This window comes from Buttiauxella sp. BIGb0471 (assembly GCF_024807715.1).
GTDB lineage: Bacteria > Pseudomonadota > Gammaproteobacteria > Enterobacterales > Enterobacteriaceae > Buttiauxella > Buttiauxella agrestis.
This window is the reverse complement of the sequence record NZ_JANUEU010000002.1, coordinates 764820-782934: the sequence shown is the minus strand read 5'-3', so window position 1 is coordinate 782934 and position 18115 is coordinate 764820. Positions and strand designations below refer to the sequence as shown.

Below are 18115 nucleotides of genomic sequence, written 5' to 3'. Positions count from 1 at the left end.
CACGCAGTTGCGTGGATTTTTTATATCTGTAGCATTCAAACCATCTCATCTCTGCGTCAGCTTCTCAAGCAACTTGGTGGGAGTGGCAAATATAGCCCTCACGCAACCAGGACAACGGGTAGTACTTTTATGAATGAGATGGGTTATCGGTCTGATGTCTTAGAAGCTCAGCTCGCGCACGCTGATGCTAATAATATGAGCCGGCAATATAATAACCATGCTGTAGTGTGTAGCGGTCAACAAAAATGGGTCACGGTTTTAGAGTTTTTCCAGAACAATCGCTCTGATTCATTTGGCGTCAAACCACGTTATATTGATGAGGTCTGAACTGGCTGTAATATTCCGCTATGAAATTTTCCTTATCGCTGTGCTGGCTTCGCTAAAGCTAGCGTATCTATTACCCTACGCTCACTCCGTTTTCAGACTTTTAAAAAAAGTTCCATCGGGCTGTTATTCCAGCAATCCTTCCGGCGACTCAGGCTTTACTCGCACTTCTCAGGCCAGGGACAGCGCTTTCGCTGTCAGTGCAGAGTCCGGGAAAAATAACATTGCCCAGCGAACCAGTTTACGGGAAACATAATTAAATAGATTAATTTTTGCGATACATATCGTGAAATAGAATGATCATTCAAATCAATATGTATTATTAAAACATTCAAAAAAATAATACACCTGCATATACAATTGAGTGAATTTGATTTACTTCAAAGAATGGTCGATACAAAATAATACAATCTTAAACAACAAAAAAATGAAACATAAAAGCTATCAATTTGATGTTGGCACACGCATCAGAAAACTCACCTTTAATTTCGTCGTCTTATTACTCGTTTAACTAAAATGTATACGCACTTTCTAATACCCATTTTGTGTGTATAATTGCCGCACCTCTGCAATTACAATATAGAAGGCACTATTTAATTAATTAATTAGTTACCCAGCATTCATTAACCTGGAGAATATATGAAAAGGAATAGTTTTGTTTGCTTGCTTATAGCCTTGTCAACCGCAAGTGCGTGGGCGGCGGAAGACAATGCAGGAACAGTCCACTTCACCGGCGAAATCATTACACCAAGTTGCGTCATTGATGGAGAAGGTGGAGGTACAGATTATACCGTTAATTTAGGCTCGTACCCCGCGTCTCATTTTACCGAACCAGGCGTAGAGGGGGATCCGGCTAATTTTTCAATCAGTCTAAAGGATTGCCCTCTATCCAGTGAAGGCCTGGAAAATGTTCAGTTAACCTTTAATGGTTCAACGACTCTCACCAAATCGGTAGAACTTCTGGATGTGAGCTATTTATCGACAGAGACAGCCGGTACAACTGCAGCTACAGGTATAGGGATTAAAGTCACTGCAGATTCTGATGACACTGTTATTAAATTCGATGGTTCAGATAGTTTGGTGTACGTCCCATTACCAACCACAATAACAACAAATTCCATTCCAGTTAGTTTTACTGCTCGTTACGTATCGTTTGCTGATACTGTCACCGCCGGGCCAGCCGATGCAGATTTAACCATCAATATTTTATATCGGTGATGCTGTATTTATAACAGATTAATGTATTTGAAACACATACACCACACGGCAAGTATTTCTATCGGTAAACCCGATAACATAATGGGTTTACCGCGTTTGCAAATAGCTTCTGGAGTTAATTCTCATGCGTATTTCTGTGCTAATACTAATTGGCATTACAGTTCTTTATTCCGAATTTAACCTGGCTTCGGGTATTCAGGTAGGGCGAACACGCGTAATTTATGATGCAAATAAGAAAGAAGTAGCGCTACCGCTAACTAATAAAGAAACAGAACTCCCGTGGCTCATTCAGTCATGGACAGATACCGGCGATGGTAAAACCCGCGGGCCGTTTATTATTACTCCCCCCCTGTTCCGGTTAGACCCGCAAAAAGAGCAGAACTTGCGTATTACCTGGTCCGGGCAAGCACTGCCGCAAGATCGAGAATCGCTGTTTTATCTGAATATCCGCACCATTCCTGCCCAGGCAAAGGAACAAGAGGATCAAAATGTGTTGCGGCTTATATACAAAACGCGTTTGAAACTGTTTTGGCGCCCGAGTGGGTTACAAGGTAGCCCTTTAGAAGCGTGTAAAAATCTGCACTTCAGCCGCCATGCTGACCAACTATTGATCACTAATAATGGCGCGTTTTACAGCGTATTCGACAGCTTGCGCCTGGGGGGTAAAGCCTTACCTCAAGCAGATATGGTTGCCCCGCAGCAAACAGCTCAGTTTAACTTGCCCGCAGGCGTCAGCGGACAACAGGTCAGTTGGCATTGCATCTCAGATTACGGCAGTGCCACAGAAAAATTCACTGCTAGTTTAACCTGAGAATAATGGTGCCTAATGGCTAATGGACTGAGCCAGTATCCCTGCGGCCTCTTCGGGCGTCTACAGCCTATAGGGTATGGTCTTGGTAGTTTATTGCTGGTTCTCGCCAGCAGCACCCATGCCCGTGAATTTTACTTTGCCCCTTCCACACTTGAGGGCGATGGCCTGTCCCGGCAAGACATCGATTTATCGTTGTTTTCAAAGGAGAATGGTCAGTTACCCGGTGTATATAAAACAAACGTTCGTCTCAATAAGCAGACTCTGGATGACGAATCCATTGGCTACGTCAATGACGAAAAGGGAGAACTGCATCCGCTGTTAACGCCTCAGTTATTGCGCAAATGGGGTATCCGCGTCGATGCGTATCCCGAACTGGCAAAACAGTCCGCCAACAATCCTCTCAGCGATCCATTGGGGCACTATATTCCCTTTGCCACCGCCAGGTTTGATTTCAATTCCATGACGCTGCATATAAGCATGCCGCAGGCGGCTATTGACGCACACAGCAGGAATTTCATTGATCCGTCGCGCTGGAATGATGGCGTCCCCGTGTTGTTTGCTGACTATTCTTTCTCCGGCTCACAGCGGGAAAATGGAGATCATAACAACGACAGCAGCCAGTATCTTAATCTTCGCAGTGGCGCCAATCTGGGCGGCTGGCGGCTGCGCAGTTATTCCGTCTGGAATAAAACCGCCGAAACACAATCATGGGACACGATTAACACGTGGATACAGCATGATATTGATTTCCTGAAGGCACAGCTTACCGCTGGGGAGAACAGTACTCGCGGCGAGGTTTTTGACAGCATTCAATACAATGGGGTCAACATCACCTCTGATGAACAAATGCTTCCTTATAGTCAGCGCGGTTTCGCCCCCGTCATCCGGGGTATCGCCCATTCTAATGCCGAAGTAACCATCCGGCAGAATGGTTACATTATCTATCAGGCCACTGTTGCCCCTGGCGCCTTTGAAATTACCGATCTCTACTCCACCACCAACAGTGCCGATCTCGATATCACGATTAAAGAAGCCGACGGCACAGAGTTCCATTCTGTTCAGCCCTATTCGAGTGTCGCGGTAATGCAACGTCCGGGCAATTTGCGCTATGAGGCCACTCTGGCCCGCTACCGAGCTGATAATAATCAGCAGGCCAATGAGCCTCTATTCGTTCAGGGCAGTGCTATCTTTGGCCTGAATAATTATCTGACTCTGTTCGGTGGATTAACATCCTCTTCCAATTATCAGTCAGTAGATATTGGTATCGGAATGGCGCTGGGTGAAATCGGTGCCCTCTCCACGGATATTACCGCCGCCCGGGCCCGTTTAGATAATGGCGACCAGTACGACGGACAGTCCTTACGGGCGATGTATACCAAAAATATAGAAGCAACAGACACCAACCTGACGCTGGCTAGCTACCGTTATTCCACAAGCGGCTATTACAGTTTTGCCGATGCAAACCAAAAATACGATCCTGATGACGACTGGTCCTATGAATACAACAAACGTAGCCGTCTTCAAGCCAGCATCAATCAAACGTTGTTGGGCAGTAGTTTATATCTCACGGGTTATCAGCAAGATTACTGGAACACCAATCGCAAAGAGACCAGCATTTCATCGGGTATCAACAGTGTGATTAGCGGCATTAGTTATCATCTGGCCTACACCTACAGTAAAACAGATGAAGAACAGAGCGATCAGTCGATGTCCTTCGGCTTCAGCATCCCTTTATCACGCTGGCTTCCGAAAAGCTGGGCCAACTACAACGTTAGCAATAGCAAAAATGGTTATACCAACCAGAATATCGGGTTGGGCGGCACTCTGTTCCAGGATGATCGCATGAGCTATTCGCTGCAACAGAGTATGGCCAACCATGATGGCGAAGACAGTAGCAGCCTTTATGGCACGTATCGTTCGCAGTATGCCAATCTCAATGCGGGCTACTATTCGTCATCTGATGGTTCAAGACAAATAACCTATGGCATGAGCGGTGGCGTTGTTGCCCATCCTGCTGGTGTCACGCTATCGCAACCCTTGGGCGATCAGTTTGCTATCGTGACGGCAAAGGGAGCATCCGGGATACATTTCAGCAATCAGCGCGGGGTGCAGACTGATATATTCGGCAATGCCATTATCCCTTCCCTGAGTCCTTATCAGGAAAACGTCATTCGCATCGACACGACCAGCCTACCGAATGATGTCGATACCGACGAGACAGCAATGACAGTGATCCCAAGCCGTAACGCCGCCGTGAGTACCCATTTCTCTGCGCACGTAGGCTATCGCGTGCTAATCACACTGACCCGCCCCAATGGTCAAAAGGTACCTTTCGGGGCTATGGGCACCGTGGACAGTACAGCCATCAGTGGAATTGTGAATGACGAAGGCGTGCTTTATCTCGCTGGGGTCAGCGAAAACATCCCCCTAACAGTCAAGTGGGGTAACTCGGCTACGCAGCGCTGCAATGCTGCGGTAACACTTTCCCCCTCAACCGAAAATCTCCCCGCTGGCGGTATTCGCCAGGCAACCGCTTTGTGTAACCCCGAGATCAATTATGCGAAATAATACCGCCGTGCATTCAGCAAAGACTCAATTCTTTACCCGGATACTTCTGGTTGGGCTCTTCATTTTGCCGCTCGCTGGTCACTGTGCAGCAACCGTAGTGCTACAAAATTGTTTCTCTGGAATGACCACATATATGAGTACCGTGGATGCTGAGCTTCCCTCCGAGGATAATAAAAATGGGCATGCCATTGAAACCGGGACACTGTTGGCAGGAGATGGTCCAATTGCTACGGCGCACTGCGATTGTCCGAAAAACCTTAGCGCCAGCACCAATATCTATGAAATGACCGCAGCCGGTAGCCCACTTCCGGCAGGGACAAACGGGTATGCCTATCTGACTGAGAATTTGGATATCGATGTGAGTGGTTATGCTGATGCCATAAACTCTCCTACCGGCGACAATCTAAATGAACTGATGATTGACACCTATCCCACTCCTATGGGGAGTTTGCCCAAATATAATGAATTATCTAAGCTCTCAATAGGAACCAACAATGTCTGCGGCGAAAATTTTAACCCTGCTGGTGTTACTGACCAGACCCCTAAACATCAGTTCAAGTGGAATATGTCTCGCTTCAAGTTGTATGTGAAGAAATCGATTCTGGGTGAAGAGATCATTCCCTCGACAGTCATCGTACAAAACTATTCCTGTCTGTCGACCAATAACTACTGTACCCGAACGGCAGATAGCACCCTGGTATCCGAAATATTTCTCAGTGGCAGGATCACCGCCCCGCTTACTTGCACGATAAACGCAGGCAGCACCATTGAGGTTGAACTTGGGAATATCGTCACCTCTCAGTTTGTTACGCAAGGCCAACCCCCGGCGAGCTATACGCTCAAAGACGTTGATATCAGCTACCATTGTGACGATCCGGCTGCAGGTAACGCCAGGAAAATTAAATTCAGCCTCAGTGCCGATCAAGGGGTTGTACCAGGGAGCAACAATCTCATTGCCAGCATGATCGGTCGGGATGACGTTGGAGTACGTATGTATGATCAAGACAACAATAACGTCGTGCTGGATGGATCGCTGGATTTACCAGTGACGCTGGATGAACAAGGAAATGGCAGTATTATGATGACCGCAGCACCAGTCAGCACGACCTCTAAAAGGCCAGTGGCCGGTAAGTTTGAGGGAAATGTGACGGTGAAAATGGAGTTGCGCTAGCATAATCAAAAAAACCACGCAATTGCGTGGCTTTTTTGATTATATTGCAACGCTTTCAGAAAGCGTTCCCGGTCACTATTCACTTATTAACTGTTTTAATTAGTGAACGAGTAATTCAACAAACCAATATCCAGACTATTCGCAAGGTTAATATCGCGAATTAACTTAAATGTTCTTCCATAAGATTTAATTATAGTGATGCAGCGGTTCGGGCCGCATTATCATAGAGCGCCGAAATGGCACGTAATAATTGCGCATTTTCTCCAATAGATTTAGCAGAAATGCCTGTCTCAACCTGCAAACCAATAAGACATGTCTCGCGGACCTCACGATATTTAGCACACAGCACTTTACCTTTATCAGTGGCAGAAAAGTAAAGTTCCTTGCCCTGCTTTTCACTTTTAACGTAACCCGACTTAACCATTTTCTTTAATGCGTAGGCAACGATATGGGTGTCTTCGACGTTCAGAACAAAACAAATATCCGCCAGTTTTTTTTGCCGATCGCGGTGATTGATATGATGCAGTAACGATACGTCGAGCGGCCCCATACCTGGCTCTCCGGCTGCCGTCATGCAACGTACCATCCATTTGTTAAACGCATTGCTGGTCATGATTAATGCGTATTCCAGCTCCGACAATTCCGCACATCTTTCAGAAACCAGATGGTGAGAAGAGACAATGGGATCTTTTAACCCTGCGCTATTAGCGATTGTTCCTACTGCTGAATCGAGTCTTTTTTTCTCAGACGCCATTGGCTGCCCCTTAATATGATATCCATAAAACATAATTGAATACGAATAAAACACCAATAAATTAATGATAATTTATTTTCATTTTGTCTTCGTTTTGCTATATGTTTTTACCTCTTCGTCATTCTAAAAAAACACAACACACATAGACAGGGTAAAAATAATGGATAGTGCCACCCTTTTACCGCTCATCGGAATACCCGTTGTTGTTATTGGTTTTGCACTACGATTCAATCCGCTGATTGTTGTCGTTATTGCAGGATTAACAACTGGACTCGCCGTAGGAATGGATTTCGGAATGCTACTGGAAACCTTTGGCGAGAAATTTTTCAATAGCCGCTCGCTCGCCACTTTTATTCTGATTCTGCCCGTGATTGGCCTGTTGGAATATTACGGTTTGAAAGAACGCGCTCAGGCCTGGATTGCCAAAATAGCCAGCGCCACGTCCGCACGCATACTGATGATTTACTTTATTGGCCGCGAAGGAACCGCCGCACTTGGGCTGATGTCTCTTGGCGGCCACGCGCAAACTGTTCGCCCGCTGTTAGCGCCAATGGCGGAAGGTGCGGCCCTGAACAAGTACGGCGAACTTCCTCTTCACATTCGCGATAAAATAAAAGCCCACGCCGCAGCCTGCGACAACATCGCCGTCTTTTTTGGCGAAGACATTTTCATCGCCTTCGGTGCGGTTCTGCTAATTGATGCGTTTTTGAAAGAAAACGGCATTACGAATATTGAACCGCTGCATATCGGCCTTTGGGCTATTCCCACAGCGATTGCCGCGCTGATCATCCATATGTTCCGCCTCACACGACTTGATGCGAGCCTCCACCGCGATGTGATGGCCTGGCGTGCTCAACAAGAACCTGAAATGAAAGAGGTGACAAAATGAGCACTCTGCTAACCATTAACCGTGTTTATTACCTGATTGGCATTATCGTCATGATTCTGGTGGTGATGACACTGCGCGATCGCGGCAACCCTAAACGCCTGACCACAGCTCTCTTCTGGTTCTTATTTGGCGCGATTTTCCTGTTTGGCGACCTGATGGTGGACACCCTCGGAAAATCACTGGCTTACCGGATCATAGGCGGAAGCGTGATTGTCATTGCGCTCCTGGCAGGCTTTGGATTAGTAGGCAAAGGGCATTACGCCATGGCGACAGACGAGCAACGAGAAGCCTCTGCCTCACGCATCAAAAACTGGTTATTTCTACCCGCGCTACTGATTCCCGTCATCACCGTCATCTGCACCCTATTCATGAAAAACGTGTCGATTGGCGGCGTTTACCTGCTAGACCAGAAGCAACTCACGTTGGCCTCCTTGTGTGTGGCAAGTATCGCGGCAATCTTAACAGGATGGTGGATAACCAAAGGTTCACCGGTGCAGGCCATTGCGCAGTCGCGCCGAATTGTTGACACCGTGGGCTGGGCAATCATTTTGCCGCAAATGTTAGCGATGCTTGGTGGGGTGTTTATCGTCGCCAACACCGGCGAATCGGTACGCAAAGTGGTCGAGTTGTTTGTTGACCCGGAAAACCGCTTCATGCTGGTCGTTATTTACTGCGTGGGCATGGCGGTATTTACCATGATTATGGGTAACGCTTTTGCTGCATTCCCGGTTTTAACGGCAGGTATCGCGATGCCGTTTCTTGTCATCCACCATAACGCAGATCCCGCGCCGTTGCTGGCGATTGGGATGTACGCAGGCTACTGCGGCACGTTAATGACGCCGATGGCCGCGAACTTCAACATTGTCCCGGCCGCGTTGCTCGAGCTTAAAGATAAATACCAGGTCATCAAGATTCAGATCCCGAGCGCCCTGGCCATACTGCTGGCGAACGTGTTCTTGATGTACTTCCTGTCATTCCGCTAAGGCACTGAAAAACGATGAATCTCAAAGGAGTTTTTATGTCATTAAGCCCGATTCAGGCTGAAGCATTTGCCAACATGCCACTGACGTTTTTACGCCAGGAATATCCAAATCACATCATGCATTTGCTCAATGATGATGGTGACGTGTTGCCACCCCGGGAATTACACCCGATTTTTTACGGCTGTTTTGACTGGCACTCAGCTGTTCACGGTTACTGGTTGCTGCTGCGTTGTTTGCGCCGTTTCCCAGAACTGCCTTCCCGCGAGGTGATCATTAGTCTGTTTGATGAACACTTTACCGAAGCCAATGTAACCCGCGAACTGGCCTATTTTACTGCCCCGTTCCGCGCATCGTTCGAGCGCCCTTACGGCTACGGTTGGCTGCTGGCGCTGGCGCAAGAACTGGCGGAATCGACTCTGCCGCAGGCAAAACGTTGGTCCGCCCTACTTGAGCCGCTGACACAGGATATTCGTGCGCGCCTGATTGGCTACCTTGAAAAGCTCACTTACCCGATTCGCGTCGGTACGCATTACAACACCGCTTTTGCTCTCGCCTTAGGGCTGGACTACGCCCGTTCGCGCCACGATACGCAACTCGAAACAGCAATCATTGATGGTGCAAATCGATTCTATCAGCACGATGTCAATTATCCGGCTCACTATGAACCGGGTGGCGACGAGTACGTTTCAGGTGCGCTCTGCGAAGCGTTGCTGATGAGCCAGGTCAGCGCGGATTTCCCAGGCTGGTTTGACCGTTATCTGCCAGAGGTCGCCAGTATCAATGCACTGATGCATCCTGCCGTTGTCAGTGACCGCACCGACCCAAAAATCGCGCATCTCGATGGCCTGAATCTCAGCCGCACATGGTGCTTTAAACGTATTGCGGCGGCACTACCGGCTGAACACCCTGCCCAGCAAGCCTTACAACAGGCGATAACCCGCCATCTTGACGCCAGTCTTGATCATGTGGTCGGCAGCCATTACAGCGGCGGACACTGGTTAGCCAGTTTTGCTATGCTGGCACTGGAGTAACCTCCCCGTTTGAACGCTTTCCCCGCACGCCCGAGTGCGGGGAAATAAAACCGCTATCAGGCTTTACTCACTTCCGGCGTCAAAAACTGGCTGCGCGGTGAATTACGCAATGTAAAGAATGAGATAGCCGTGAAGCAGGCAGTGATCAATCCTAACGTCAGATAAGCCTGGCTAAAGCCCACCGAGTCATACATTGACCCCGCCCACGTTGAGAGCACAACGCCAGAAAGCTGTTTGGATAAGTTAAAACCGATCAGGAAGAGCGTCGCCGACAGGCGAGGATCAAATACCGAAGAGATATATTTGAACGTTCCCACCAGCAAGAATGGCAGCTCAAACATATGCAGCATTTTCAGAATAATGACTTCAACGCCGGTCGTGGCAAACGAGGAGCCAATTATCCGCACAGACATAATCACGCCCGCCACCAGCAAAGCATTTTTAGCCCCGATGCGATTAATAATGAAAGGTGCAAAGAACATGATCGTGGCGTTCAGTAATTCTCCGCCGGTAGTGACAAAACCAAATATTTCAGTCCCTCGCTGCGGCGATGAGAAAAAGCCTTTAAAGAAGTTAGCAAACTGCTGATCGAACACATCGTAAATACTGGCCACGCCAATCACGTACAACAAGAATGCCCAGAAGCGCGGCATCTTCAGCAATTCCACCACCATATGCAGTGAGAATTCCTGTTTTTTATTTACGCCCGGCTCGGCAAGTTCAGATTCCATTTTAGGATCGGGCTTTGAGAGCAGTAAAAGTACCGCCAGCACCAGAGCGAAACCGGAGGCAATCCAGAAGGTAATATTCGGGTTAATGCTAAATAAGATGCCGGTCAACGAGGCGCAAATGGCCCAGCCCACACAGCCTGATACGCGCACCTGGCCGTATTCGAAACGGTTATTACGGCTCACACGTTCTATATACGCTTCCACCGCACCGGAACCGCCGGAAAAAACACAACCGAGATAGATCCCGCCCGCCATCGCACCCAGATAAATATTGAATTGTAATAGCGGCGATAACACGTAGATAAAGAACGGCGCAAACAGAACCAACAGCACGACGATGAACCACAGCAAATGTTTGCGCAGTCCTAACTTGTCGGAAATTAAGCCAAAAGCAATCTGAAAGATAATGGCGAATAGCGAGATCGACGAGAACACCACGCCGGTTTCGGTTTTGGTCAGATGGTTTACGTCTGCAAGCCACACCGGGAAGAACGGAAAGTAGGCAGACATAATGAAATAATAGAAAAAGAAGAACAGCATAAAATAGATGAAATTATGTTGTTCCCGACGACTCAACGCTGACAGTTTCATAGGGTATTTCCACTTATTATTATTTATGGATTGAGGGGCAAAGGCTGATAAACGTTTTTTGTAGGGGGATAAGCGTTAGCGTCATCCACCACTTCCGTCAGTGGTGGATGACGCTGCGCTGAACCGACCTACATAAGTCTAAGAGTCAGTTGATAATGCCATTGTGTATCCAGTAACAACCATTTCTTCAGCACGGATGGCGTCCAGGAATCATCACCTCCAACGCCCATATGATGGGCATCGAGCGAAATAGTGACCCCGTCTTCTGGCACCATTTTGTGCCAGTGCGTCACCGTCATCAGTTGTTCGATGCTCCAGGATTGAACAGAGAAATGGAAATTCCCGCGCGCCTGCCAGATTCCCCAGTCGAGTGATTTTGTTCCGCCACGTAAACCATTTTCCGTCGGGAAGATATACGGCGTGCTCATCTCATCTAGCGGTAATGCCCAACGCGAGAAGATCGCGCTATTGCGGCGGTCAGGGTAGTTTTCATGCGGCCCGAGTCCCAGCCAGCTAACCTCTTCGTTCTGTGGTTTCACTTTGAAAACCACGCCGACACGAGGCAGCGGCGGCAGGGTTTCTGCGCGTTCGCCGGTCACGGTAAGATGCAATTGCCCAAGGCCATCAAAGCGCATCTGCCAGCAGCTCACGATCGCCACACCTTGATGATTGTGATATCGCCATTCGCTGACCACCACAATATCGTCGCCAAATTGTGTCGCTTCGCAACGCACGCACTCCCTTTCCAGTTGATAAAGCCCGGCACTTTTCCAGCGTTCCGCCCACGCATTCGGATCGATGCGCGTCACTTCGCTAACGCCGATATCGTTGTCGATAGGGGCGCGGACAAAGTTGTCACGCAGCGGTTGCAACAACTGCTCATCGCCGCCCTTCAACCAGCTGCAAAGTAAGCCGTTGGCGCGATCGACTTGCCACTGCTGGCCTGCGGCCTGCACGGTAAATCGACTTGCTGAGGTAGTGAGAACCGGTGGGTTAGCCGCCGTAGGTTTGGTAGTTAAAACCAGCGGTGCGGCGATGGAAAACTGCTGCCACGCAACGCGATGCCCGGCGGCTGACCACGGCGTTTCATGAGGCTGAATCACTTCAAGCGTCAGCCAGACATCGTTTGCTCCGGCAGGAAGAATCAGGTTTTCGGTCAATGTCAGCTCAACGCTGGCTTCGGCTGCAAGAGTCAGCGTTTCACGCCCGTTTAGCACCGGCAATCCCGCCGCTTCGATACGCCATTGCAGCGTTTCGTTATCGGTATCGCGGAACAAATATTCACTGTGGACTCGCACTCTGAGCGGCTGCTGGCTAATCAATTCAAACTGGAAGTATTGCTGCGCTTGTTTGGCTTCAAACAGTGCCGGATGTGGCGTGCGGTCAGGGAAAACCACGCCGTTCATGCAGAACTGGCGGTCGTTAGGCGTGTCGCCAAAATCTCCGCCATAGGCCCAGCCTTGTGAACCATCGTCGAAGGTTTTCATGATGGCCTGATCCGCCCAGTCCCAAATGAACCCGCCCTGCAAACGAGGATATTCACGGAATGCCTGCCAGTAATCAGAGAAGTTACCCAGGCTGTTGCCCATCGCGTGGGAATATTCACACAAAATGAGCGGACGCTGCTCACCCGGCAGGCTGATCCACTTTTTAATCGCCCATTTCGGCACCGCCGGAATAATCAAATCCGTTTCAACGCGCGAATACATCGGGCAAATAATATCGGTGACTGCCGTATCCCCGCCGCCGCCTTCATATTGCACCGGGCGCGATGGATCATTCTTTTTCAGCCAGTGGTAAACCGCGTCGTGATTTGCGCCGTAGCCGGACTCATTGCCCAAAGACCAGATAATAATGCACGGATGGTTGCGGTTAGTCTGAACCATGCGCGTGACGCGTGCGCTGTAGGCAGGCAGCCAGCTGGCATCATCAGAAAGACGGTTCATCGGCATCATGCCGTGAGTTTCGATGTTTGCCTCATCAACCACATACAAACCATAGCGGTTACAAAGCTGATACCAGAGCGCGGTGTTCGGATAATGAGAGCAGCGCACGGCATTAAAGTTATTCTGCTTCATCAGCAAAATGTCCTGCACCATATCGGCCTCGGTCACGACCTGGCCGCGAAGATGATGGTGTTCATGGCGGTTAACGCCGCGAATCAACAACGGCTTGCCATTCACCCGCAGCAGCCCGTTTTTGATTTCGACCTGGCGGAAACCCACGTCGCACGCTTCGGCCTGAATCAGCTCATCACCCTTCCACACCGCCACAACGGCGCGATAACAGTGCGGTGTTTCCGCGCTCCACAACAGTGGGCGCTCAACCGGCAACCTGAGATAGGCACGCTCGGCGTAATTGCCCCGGTCGTCGATCATCGGCGTGCCAAGGGGCTGGCGAATGGCGGCAATTTGCTGATTTCCCTGCCAGAGAGTCGTTTCCACTTCCAGTTCGGATAAACAGGCTGTGGGAGCCGCAACCGCGATGTGGATATTTAGCTCCGCATCGCGATACAACGCATCCAGTTCAGGGGTGATCTGCATATCGGTCAGATGAATCTCTGGCAAATTCATCAGTGAAACCGAGCGGAAAATACCGCTCATGCGCCACATATCCTGATCTTCAAGCCAGGTCCCTGCACTCCAGCGCAACACCATTACACAAAGACGATTTTCCCCGCCGTGCAAAAACGGAGTCAAATCGAACTCGGCAGGCAAACGGCTATCGACCGAATACCCCACCCATTTGCCATTACACCACAAATGAAAAGCGGAATTCACACCGTCAAAAATAATGCGTGTCTGCCCGGATGCCAGCCACTGGTCGGAAATATCCACCGTACGGGTGTAACATCCGGTGGCATTTTCTTCCGGCACAAACGGCGGCGTGGTTTCGATGGGATAGCGCACGTTGGTGTAAATCGGCGCATCGTCGCCGGTCATTTGCCAGTTCGATGGCACGGTAACGGGACGTGCATCCGCCAAATCATGCTGCAACCAACTGGCGTCAACAGCCTGCGGTTTAGCCCGCCAGCTAAATTGCCAGTCACCATCCAGCGAGCGATGCTGTGGCGACACATGCTCGTCACGCGCTGCCGCAATATCCCGCCAAGCCCTGAACTGCGGGTGCGCCGGTAAACGGTTAATCTGCGTCACCGCCTGTTGCTGCCAGTCACGGCGGTTAAGAATTGCTGCAAACTCTGCTTCTGGGCAGAAAGCGCCCGAACTTTGCGTCATGCTGATTCACCTGTAGTCGTTAAAATGTTATGCGCAATACAATTGAGCAAATTTAGGCAGAGAATCAGCATCACTGGCAAACACAGGTTTTATCAATTCTAAGCATGATCGCAAAAGCGGTCGATTAATCAGCATTTCTGTCGTGAGCATGACAATAAATGTTAGCGCTATACATTTCATGTGTCGCTGGCTTGACTCAACCAAATCTGCCCCGCATTATGCGAACAAAAAAGGGGTACGCGATGAGCACTCGGCAGGCAACATTAAATGATGTAGCACGTGAAGCGGGCGTGTCGCAGCAGACGGTTTCACGGGTGTTGAATAGCCCGGATTTAGTGTCGTCCCGTACCCGTGAAAAAGTGCTGCATGCGATGAACGTACTGCACTATGTGCCGAACCGTTCCGCTCAGTTACTGGCGGGTAAAACGATGCCTGCACTCGGGCTCATCACCTCTTCTCTCACCTACCATGCGCCGTCACAAATTGCCGCGGCCATAAAAAGTCACGCCGAAGGACAGCAATTGCAGGTTTCTGTCGCGATGCCAAAAGGGGCGGAGTACGAAGCATTGCAGGCAGTGCTTAACGAATTTCGGGCGCAAAACATTCGCGGCGTGATTGCGAATCTGCCGCTCGAGAGCACGCTCGCGGAACAACTGGCGCGGGAAAATGACGATCTGGCTTGTTTATTTCTGGATGTTCCGCCGGAAACTGACGTTTCTTGCGTGCGCTTCGATCACCAGGACGGTTCTGGCGCTTGCGTAAAGCATTTGTGGGAACTGGGACACCGACAATTTGGTTTATTAGCAGGCCCGGCAGAGTCCATTTCTGCTCGTCTGCGCCTGGGTTGCTGGCGTGAAACACTTCATCGATTTGGCGTCAGCAATGCCATAACAGCCTGGGGTGACTGGAGTGCCAGCAGCGGCTGGGCAAAAACCTTTGAACTGATTCATGCCAATCCTCGCATCAGCGCCATTATCGTCGCCAACGATCAAATGGCTTTAGGTGTATTAAGCGCGTTGGCGCAACTTAAACGCAGCGGCGCAAATGCGGTTTCAGTGACCGGTTATGACGATACCGCAGACAGCCTCTTCTTTCAGCCCGCGTTAACAACGGTTGCGCAGGATTTCGATCTGCTCGGCAAACGCGCAGTGGAAATCGTGACATCGCTGATGGCACAATCGTCGTCACCACAAAAAATACTGAAACTCCTTCCTACCCGTCTTGTCATTCGCGAGTCGACTTATCCCTTTCCACAGAATGAGACACCGACAGATATTGTGGCGCAGCTGAAATTGCTCATTAATCAGCTATAAATATTCATGGACATTAGCAGCCACAAATAATGTGTAAAAATGGATATTGGTTGGCGGTGCTATTATAAAACAAACTGATTAGCATTATCTCCGCATTAATTATAGTGATATAGTAGAGTTTATTCTTGCCGCACCGATAACAATTCAACCCACAACTAAGCAACGAATGAATCACAATATAATCATAAGAAACACGAAAAGTATCATTCATCAATTAAAAATAGCCTTTATTAACAACCGTATTTCGCAAGCGGTTCTGAGTTGCACCATGGCTATTATGCCATTTTCAGTTTTACGCGGAGTCGTTATTGTTGCATGTACGTTATCCCTGAATTTGCATTGGGTAAAAATTTCACAATGGTTAGGTGATTTGCAGCAAAACATGCTTATTTTCTTGCCTGTTTTGTTAAATATTATCTTTTCATTACAATGGGCCGTCAGATATCGTCTTTCAATCATGCTCAGTATTTCTCTTAGCCTGACGGTACTGTTTGGAATTACTGGCCTTGAAAATAATCATGAAGCTAATTTTCTTTTGGGCGTGAGCCTGCCCGTCGCCCTGCTCTCCGCCATTTTCACAAATTTAATACTTGAAAAAAACATCACCTTATTTAGAACCAATAAGTTTCAATTAAACTGAAAGTCGGCAAAAATATTATCTTTTTTCATTGCCAGGCTAACTTCGCTAATTGTTATTGGGCATATTATATTAAGCGCCAGCAGTTGGTTAACAAAAGATATCTCCATCGCCATTTACCCTGATGGTTTCTTTCATGGTTTGCTATATGAAATGATCCGTGAATTTACCTGGTTCTTTGGTATCCACGGGTTTTATATTTTCCAGGATATCGGGTTCAGATTCATGAACAATACGATATCTAACATGGACGCCTGGAAAGCCGGTCATGGGTCTTTAAATATCCTGAGCATCACTTTTTATGAGATGTGGTGTGCGTCCGGCGGATGCGGCGGTACGTTAAGCCTGTTAATCTGCTTATTAATCAGTCGCAACCCGTCTAACCGTCATCTTATTAATGTCTCACTGCCACTGGCGATATTTAACATCAATGAACCGCTGATTTTTGGCGTGCCCGTGGTGCTCAATCCCGTGATGTTCGTCCCTTTTCTGATGACTCCAGCGGTAGATTACATCCTCGCTTACTATGCTACGCTGTGGCACATCATCCCACCCGCGCAGCAACTGGTGGGTTGGGCAACACCGGCCATCATTAATTCATGGCTGGCCACCAATGGTGCATTCAGCGCGGTCTTCTTCCAGATATTGCTCATTTGCGCGGGAATTGGTATTTACTGGCCTTTCCTGCGCTATATGGAAAAGCGTGACTATAAAGAAATCGCCTTGCCGTGCGGCAAAAAGCGATTTGTTCCGCAAAAAGGTAATCAGTTCCAATTGACGGTGCCGGGTCATCGAGAGGCAGAATCGCCGCATCATTACCTTTCTGAAGTAAATGAATATATAGAAGCAAGACGTCATATTAACGCTCTGCAAAATAGCGGTAATTTTGTTTTGTGGTTTCAGCCTCAAATTACCCTCGATGAACGGAAAATAGTGGCAATGGAAGTTTTACTTCGTCATCAAAGTGATGATGGTAAAATTACACCACCGTATTTTCTAAAATATTATGAACGTATTGGCATGATGCCCGAAGTTGATTTTTGGGTACTGGAAAATGCCGTTGAAGTGATTCATAACGAATTTTCTCGCTTTCCTGGCATGACACTTTCGGTAAATATTTCGCCGCAAACGTTGCTTGAACCTAATTTCCTGAGTGTGGTGAGTAAGTTGCTCCGTAACCCGTTGCCTTCTGGCTGGCAGTTGGAAATGGAAATTACCGAATCGCAAAAAGTGAAAGAACCACAGCAAGTGATTGAGGTTCTGGCAGTGTTACGCCAGTTTGGTATCAAAATAGCACTGGATGATTTTGGTTCGGGTTATTCAACCTTATCCTATTTGACGCAATATGAGCTGGATAAAATTAAGCTGGATCGTACTTTGGTGCTGGGTCTGGCCCGAGAAGGAGGAGAAGCGTTTCTCCATCATGTTGTGCAGTTATGCAAAACTTCCGGGAGCATTGTGCTGATTGAAGGGGTGGAAACCGAAGAAGAACATCAAATTGTACAAAATTGTGGAATCCATTTAGCACAAGGTTTCCTTTTTCACCGCCCGCAGCCCATAAGCCAATTATGCGAACTTTTAGAAACAAATACTTAGCCGGACATGGCGCCTATTTTTATGCATAAAACACAGGAGTGGATTGTCCAGCCCTGAATAAATAGTTGAGTAAAAATACACGAACAGCAACACGGTTGCGTTAATATTTATCGTTGACGCTTTAATTAGCCAACTTTATAATCCTGTTAATTAAATGAAAGCGCATTTCTCATAAATCGAACAAGTCGATAAAAACCTACATTGCGCTAACATCAGTTAAACAACATATTAAAGTACAGCAGTATATAAACAACAAATAAAA

General features: G+C 48.3%; 13 protein-coding genes and 2 pseudogenes. 11 read left to right on the top strand and 4 right to left on the bottom strand.

Annotated elements, in window-relative coordinates:
* Window positions 1-39 precede the first annotated feature (39 nt).
* Window positions 40-264 (top strand): annotated as a pseudogene (locus tag M2371_RS10290) (tyrosine-type recombinase/integrase); the annotation flags it as partial.
* On the opposite strand, the pseudogene M2371_RS10285 reads toward M2371_RS10290, so the two are convergent.
* Window positions 237-482: pseudogene (locus M2371_RS10285) on the bottom strand (integrase core domain-containing protein); the annotation flags it as partial. The pseudogenes M2371_RS10290 and M2371_RS10285 overlap by 28 nt on opposite strands.
* A gap of 481 nt (window positions 483-963) precedes the next feature.
* Here M2371_RS10285 and M2371_RS10280 point away from each other — a divergent pair.
* The 4 genes from M2371_RS10280 to M2371_RS10265 all read left to right on the top strand — a co-directional run bounded on the left by M2371_RS10280 (window position 964) and on the right by M2371_RS10265 (window position 6092).
* Entirely contained in the window at window positions 964-1542 is a 579-nt protein-coding gene (locus M2371_RS10280) for a fimbrial protein (RefSeq protein ID WP_172894559.1), read from the top strand.
* Window positions 1543-1666: 124 nt separating this feature from the next.
* Window positions 1667-2353 carry a molecular chaperone gene (locus M2371_RS10275; protein ID WP_172894561.1) on the top strand — a complete coding sequence of 229 codons (687 nt, stop codon included), beginning with the start codon at window positions 1667-1669 and terminating at the stop codon, window positions 2351-2353.
* A 15-nt stretch (window positions 2354-2368) separates the two neighbouring features.
* Entirely contained in the window at window positions 2369-4921 is a 2553-nt protein-coding gene (locus M2371_RS10270; protein ID WP_259267644.1) for a fimbria/pilus outer membrane usher protein, read from the top strand.
* Between the two features lie 133 nt (window positions 4922-5054).
* Complete coding sequence (locus M2371_RS10265; protein ID WP_259267643.1) at window positions 5055-6092, top strand: fimbrial protein; 1038 nt, start codon at window positions 5055-5057, stop codon at window positions 6090-6092.
* Between the two features lie 190 nt (window positions 6093-6282).
* Here M2371_RS10265 and M2371_RS10260 read toward each other — a convergent pair whose 3' ends face one another.
* Window positions 6283-6846 (bottom strand): winged helix DNA-binding protein, encoded by a 564-nt coding sequence (locus tag M2371_RS10260; RefSeq protein WP_259267642.1) that lies wholly within the window; start codon window positions 6844-6846, stop codon window positions 6283-6285.
* Between the two features lie 160 nt (window positions 6847-7006).
* On the opposite strand from M2371_RS10260, the gene M2371_RS10255 reads away from it, so the two are divergent.
* From M2371_RS10255 to M2371_RS10245, 3 genes are read left to right on the top strand one after another with little or no spacing between them, the layout of a single operon-like run.
* Entirely contained in the window at window positions 7007-7735 is a 729-nt protein-coding gene (locus tag M2371_RS10255; RefSeq protein ID WP_034494891.1) for a DUF969 domain-containing protein, read from the top strand.
* A complete protein-coding gene (locus M2371_RS10250; protein ID WP_259267641.1) occupies window positions 7732-8718 on the top strand; it encodes a DUF979 domain-containing protein in 987 nt (328 codons plus the stop codon). Before M2371_RS10255 ends, M2371_RS10250 begins: the two co-directional genes overlap by 4 nt.
* Window positions 8719-8753: 35 nt before the next feature.
* Complete coding sequence (locus M2371_RS10245; protein WP_259267640.1) at window positions 8754-9749, top strand: DUF2891 domain-containing protein; 996 nt, start codon at window positions 8754-8756, stop codon at window positions 9747-9749.
* 56 nt (window positions 9750-9805) lie between these two features.
* Here M2371_RS10245 and M2371_RS10240 read toward each other — a convergent pair whose 3' ends face one another.
* Together M2371_RS10240 and M2371_RS10235 are read right to left on the bottom strand one after the other, a co-directional pair.
* On the bottom strand, window positions 9806-11071 hold the full coding sequence (locus tag M2371_RS10240; protein WP_259267639.1) for an MFS transporter: 1266 nt from the start codon (window positions 11069-11071) through the stop codon (window positions 9806-9808).
* 128 nt (window positions 11072-11199) lie between these two features.
* Window positions 11200-14307 (bottom strand): beta-galactosidase, encoded by a 3108-nt coding sequence (locus M2371_RS10235; RefSeq protein WP_259267638.1) that lies wholly within the window; start codon window positions 14305-14307, stop codon window positions 11200-11202.
* A gap of 242 nt (window positions 14308-14549) precedes the next feature.
* On the opposite strand from M2371_RS10235, the gene M2371_RS10230 reads away from it, so the two are divergent.
* The 3 genes from M2371_RS10230 (at window position 14550) to M2371_RS10220 (ending at window position 17853) form a co-directional block, all read left to right on the top strand.
* Complete coding sequence (locus M2371_RS10230) at window positions 14550-15620, top strand: LacI family DNA-binding transcriptional regulator (protein ID WP_259267637.1); 1071 nt, start codon at window positions 14550-14552, stop codon at window positions 15618-15620.
* 268 nt (window positions 15621-15888) lie between these two features.
* Complete coding sequence (locus M2371_RS10225) at window positions 15889-16260, top strand: hypothetical protein (protein WP_259267636.1); 372 nt, start codon at window positions 15889-15891, stop codon at window positions 16258-16260.
* A 12-nt stretch (window positions 16261-16272) separates the two neighbouring features.
* Window positions 16273-17853 carry an EAL domain-containing protein gene (locus M2371_RS10220; RefSeq protein ID WP_310473318.1) on the top strand — a complete coding sequence of 527 codons (1581 nt, stop codon included), beginning with the start codon at window positions 16273-16275 and terminating at the stop codon, window positions 17851-17853.
* Window positions 17854-18115: the final 262 nt, after the last annotated feature.

Bases quoted from the DNA above. Each gene is read 5' to 3' on its own strand.
- M2371_RS10245 (WP_259267640.1), top strand. From the start codon at position 8,754: ATGTCATTAAGCCCGATTCAGGCTGAAGCATTTGCCAACATGCCACTG.
- M2371_RS10225 (WP_259267636.1), top strand. From the start codon at position 15,889: ATGGCTATTATGCCATTTTCAGTTTTACGCGGAGTCGTTATTGTTGCA.
- M2371_RS10260 (WP_259267642.1), bottom strand. From the start codon at position 6,846: ATGGCGTCTGAGAAAAAAAGACTCGATTCAGCAGTAGGAACAATCGCT.
- M2371_RS10280 (WP_172894559.1), top strand. From the start codon at position 964: ATGAAAAGGAATAGTTTTGTTTGCTTGCTTATAGCCTTGTCAACCGCA.
- M2371_RS10255 (WP_034494891.1), top strand. From the start codon at position 7,007: ATGGATAGTGCCACCCTTTTACCGCTCATCGGAATACCCGTTGTTGTT.
- M2371_RS10275 (WP_172894561.1), top strand. From the start codon at position 1,667: ATGCGTATTTCTGTGCTAATACTAATTGGCATTACAGTTCTTTATTCC.
- M2371_RS10240 (WP_259267639.1), bottom strand. From the start codon at position 11,071: ATGAAACTGTCAGCGTTGAGTCGTCGGGAACAACATAATTTCATCTAT.
- M2371_RS10265 (WP_259267643.1), top strand. From the start codon at position 5,055: ATGAGTACCGTGGATGCTGAGCTTCCCTCCGAGGATAATAAAAATGGG.
- M2371_RS10235 (WP_259267638.1), bottom strand. From the start codon at position 14,307: ATGACGCAAAGTTCGGGCGCTTTCTGCCCAGAAGCAGAGTTTGCAGCA.
- M2371_RS10250 (WP_259267641.1), top strand. From the start codon at position 7,732: ATGAGCACTCTGCTAACCATTAACCGTGTTTATTACCTGATTGGCATT.
- M2371_RS10230 (WP_259267637.1), top strand. From the start codon at position 14,550: ATGAGCACTCGGCAGGCAACATTAAATGATGTAGCACGTGAAGCGGGC.
- M2371_RS10270 (WP_259267644.1), top strand. From the start codon at position 2,369: ATGGCTAATGGACTGAGCCAGTATCCCTGCGGCCTCTTCGGGCGTCTA.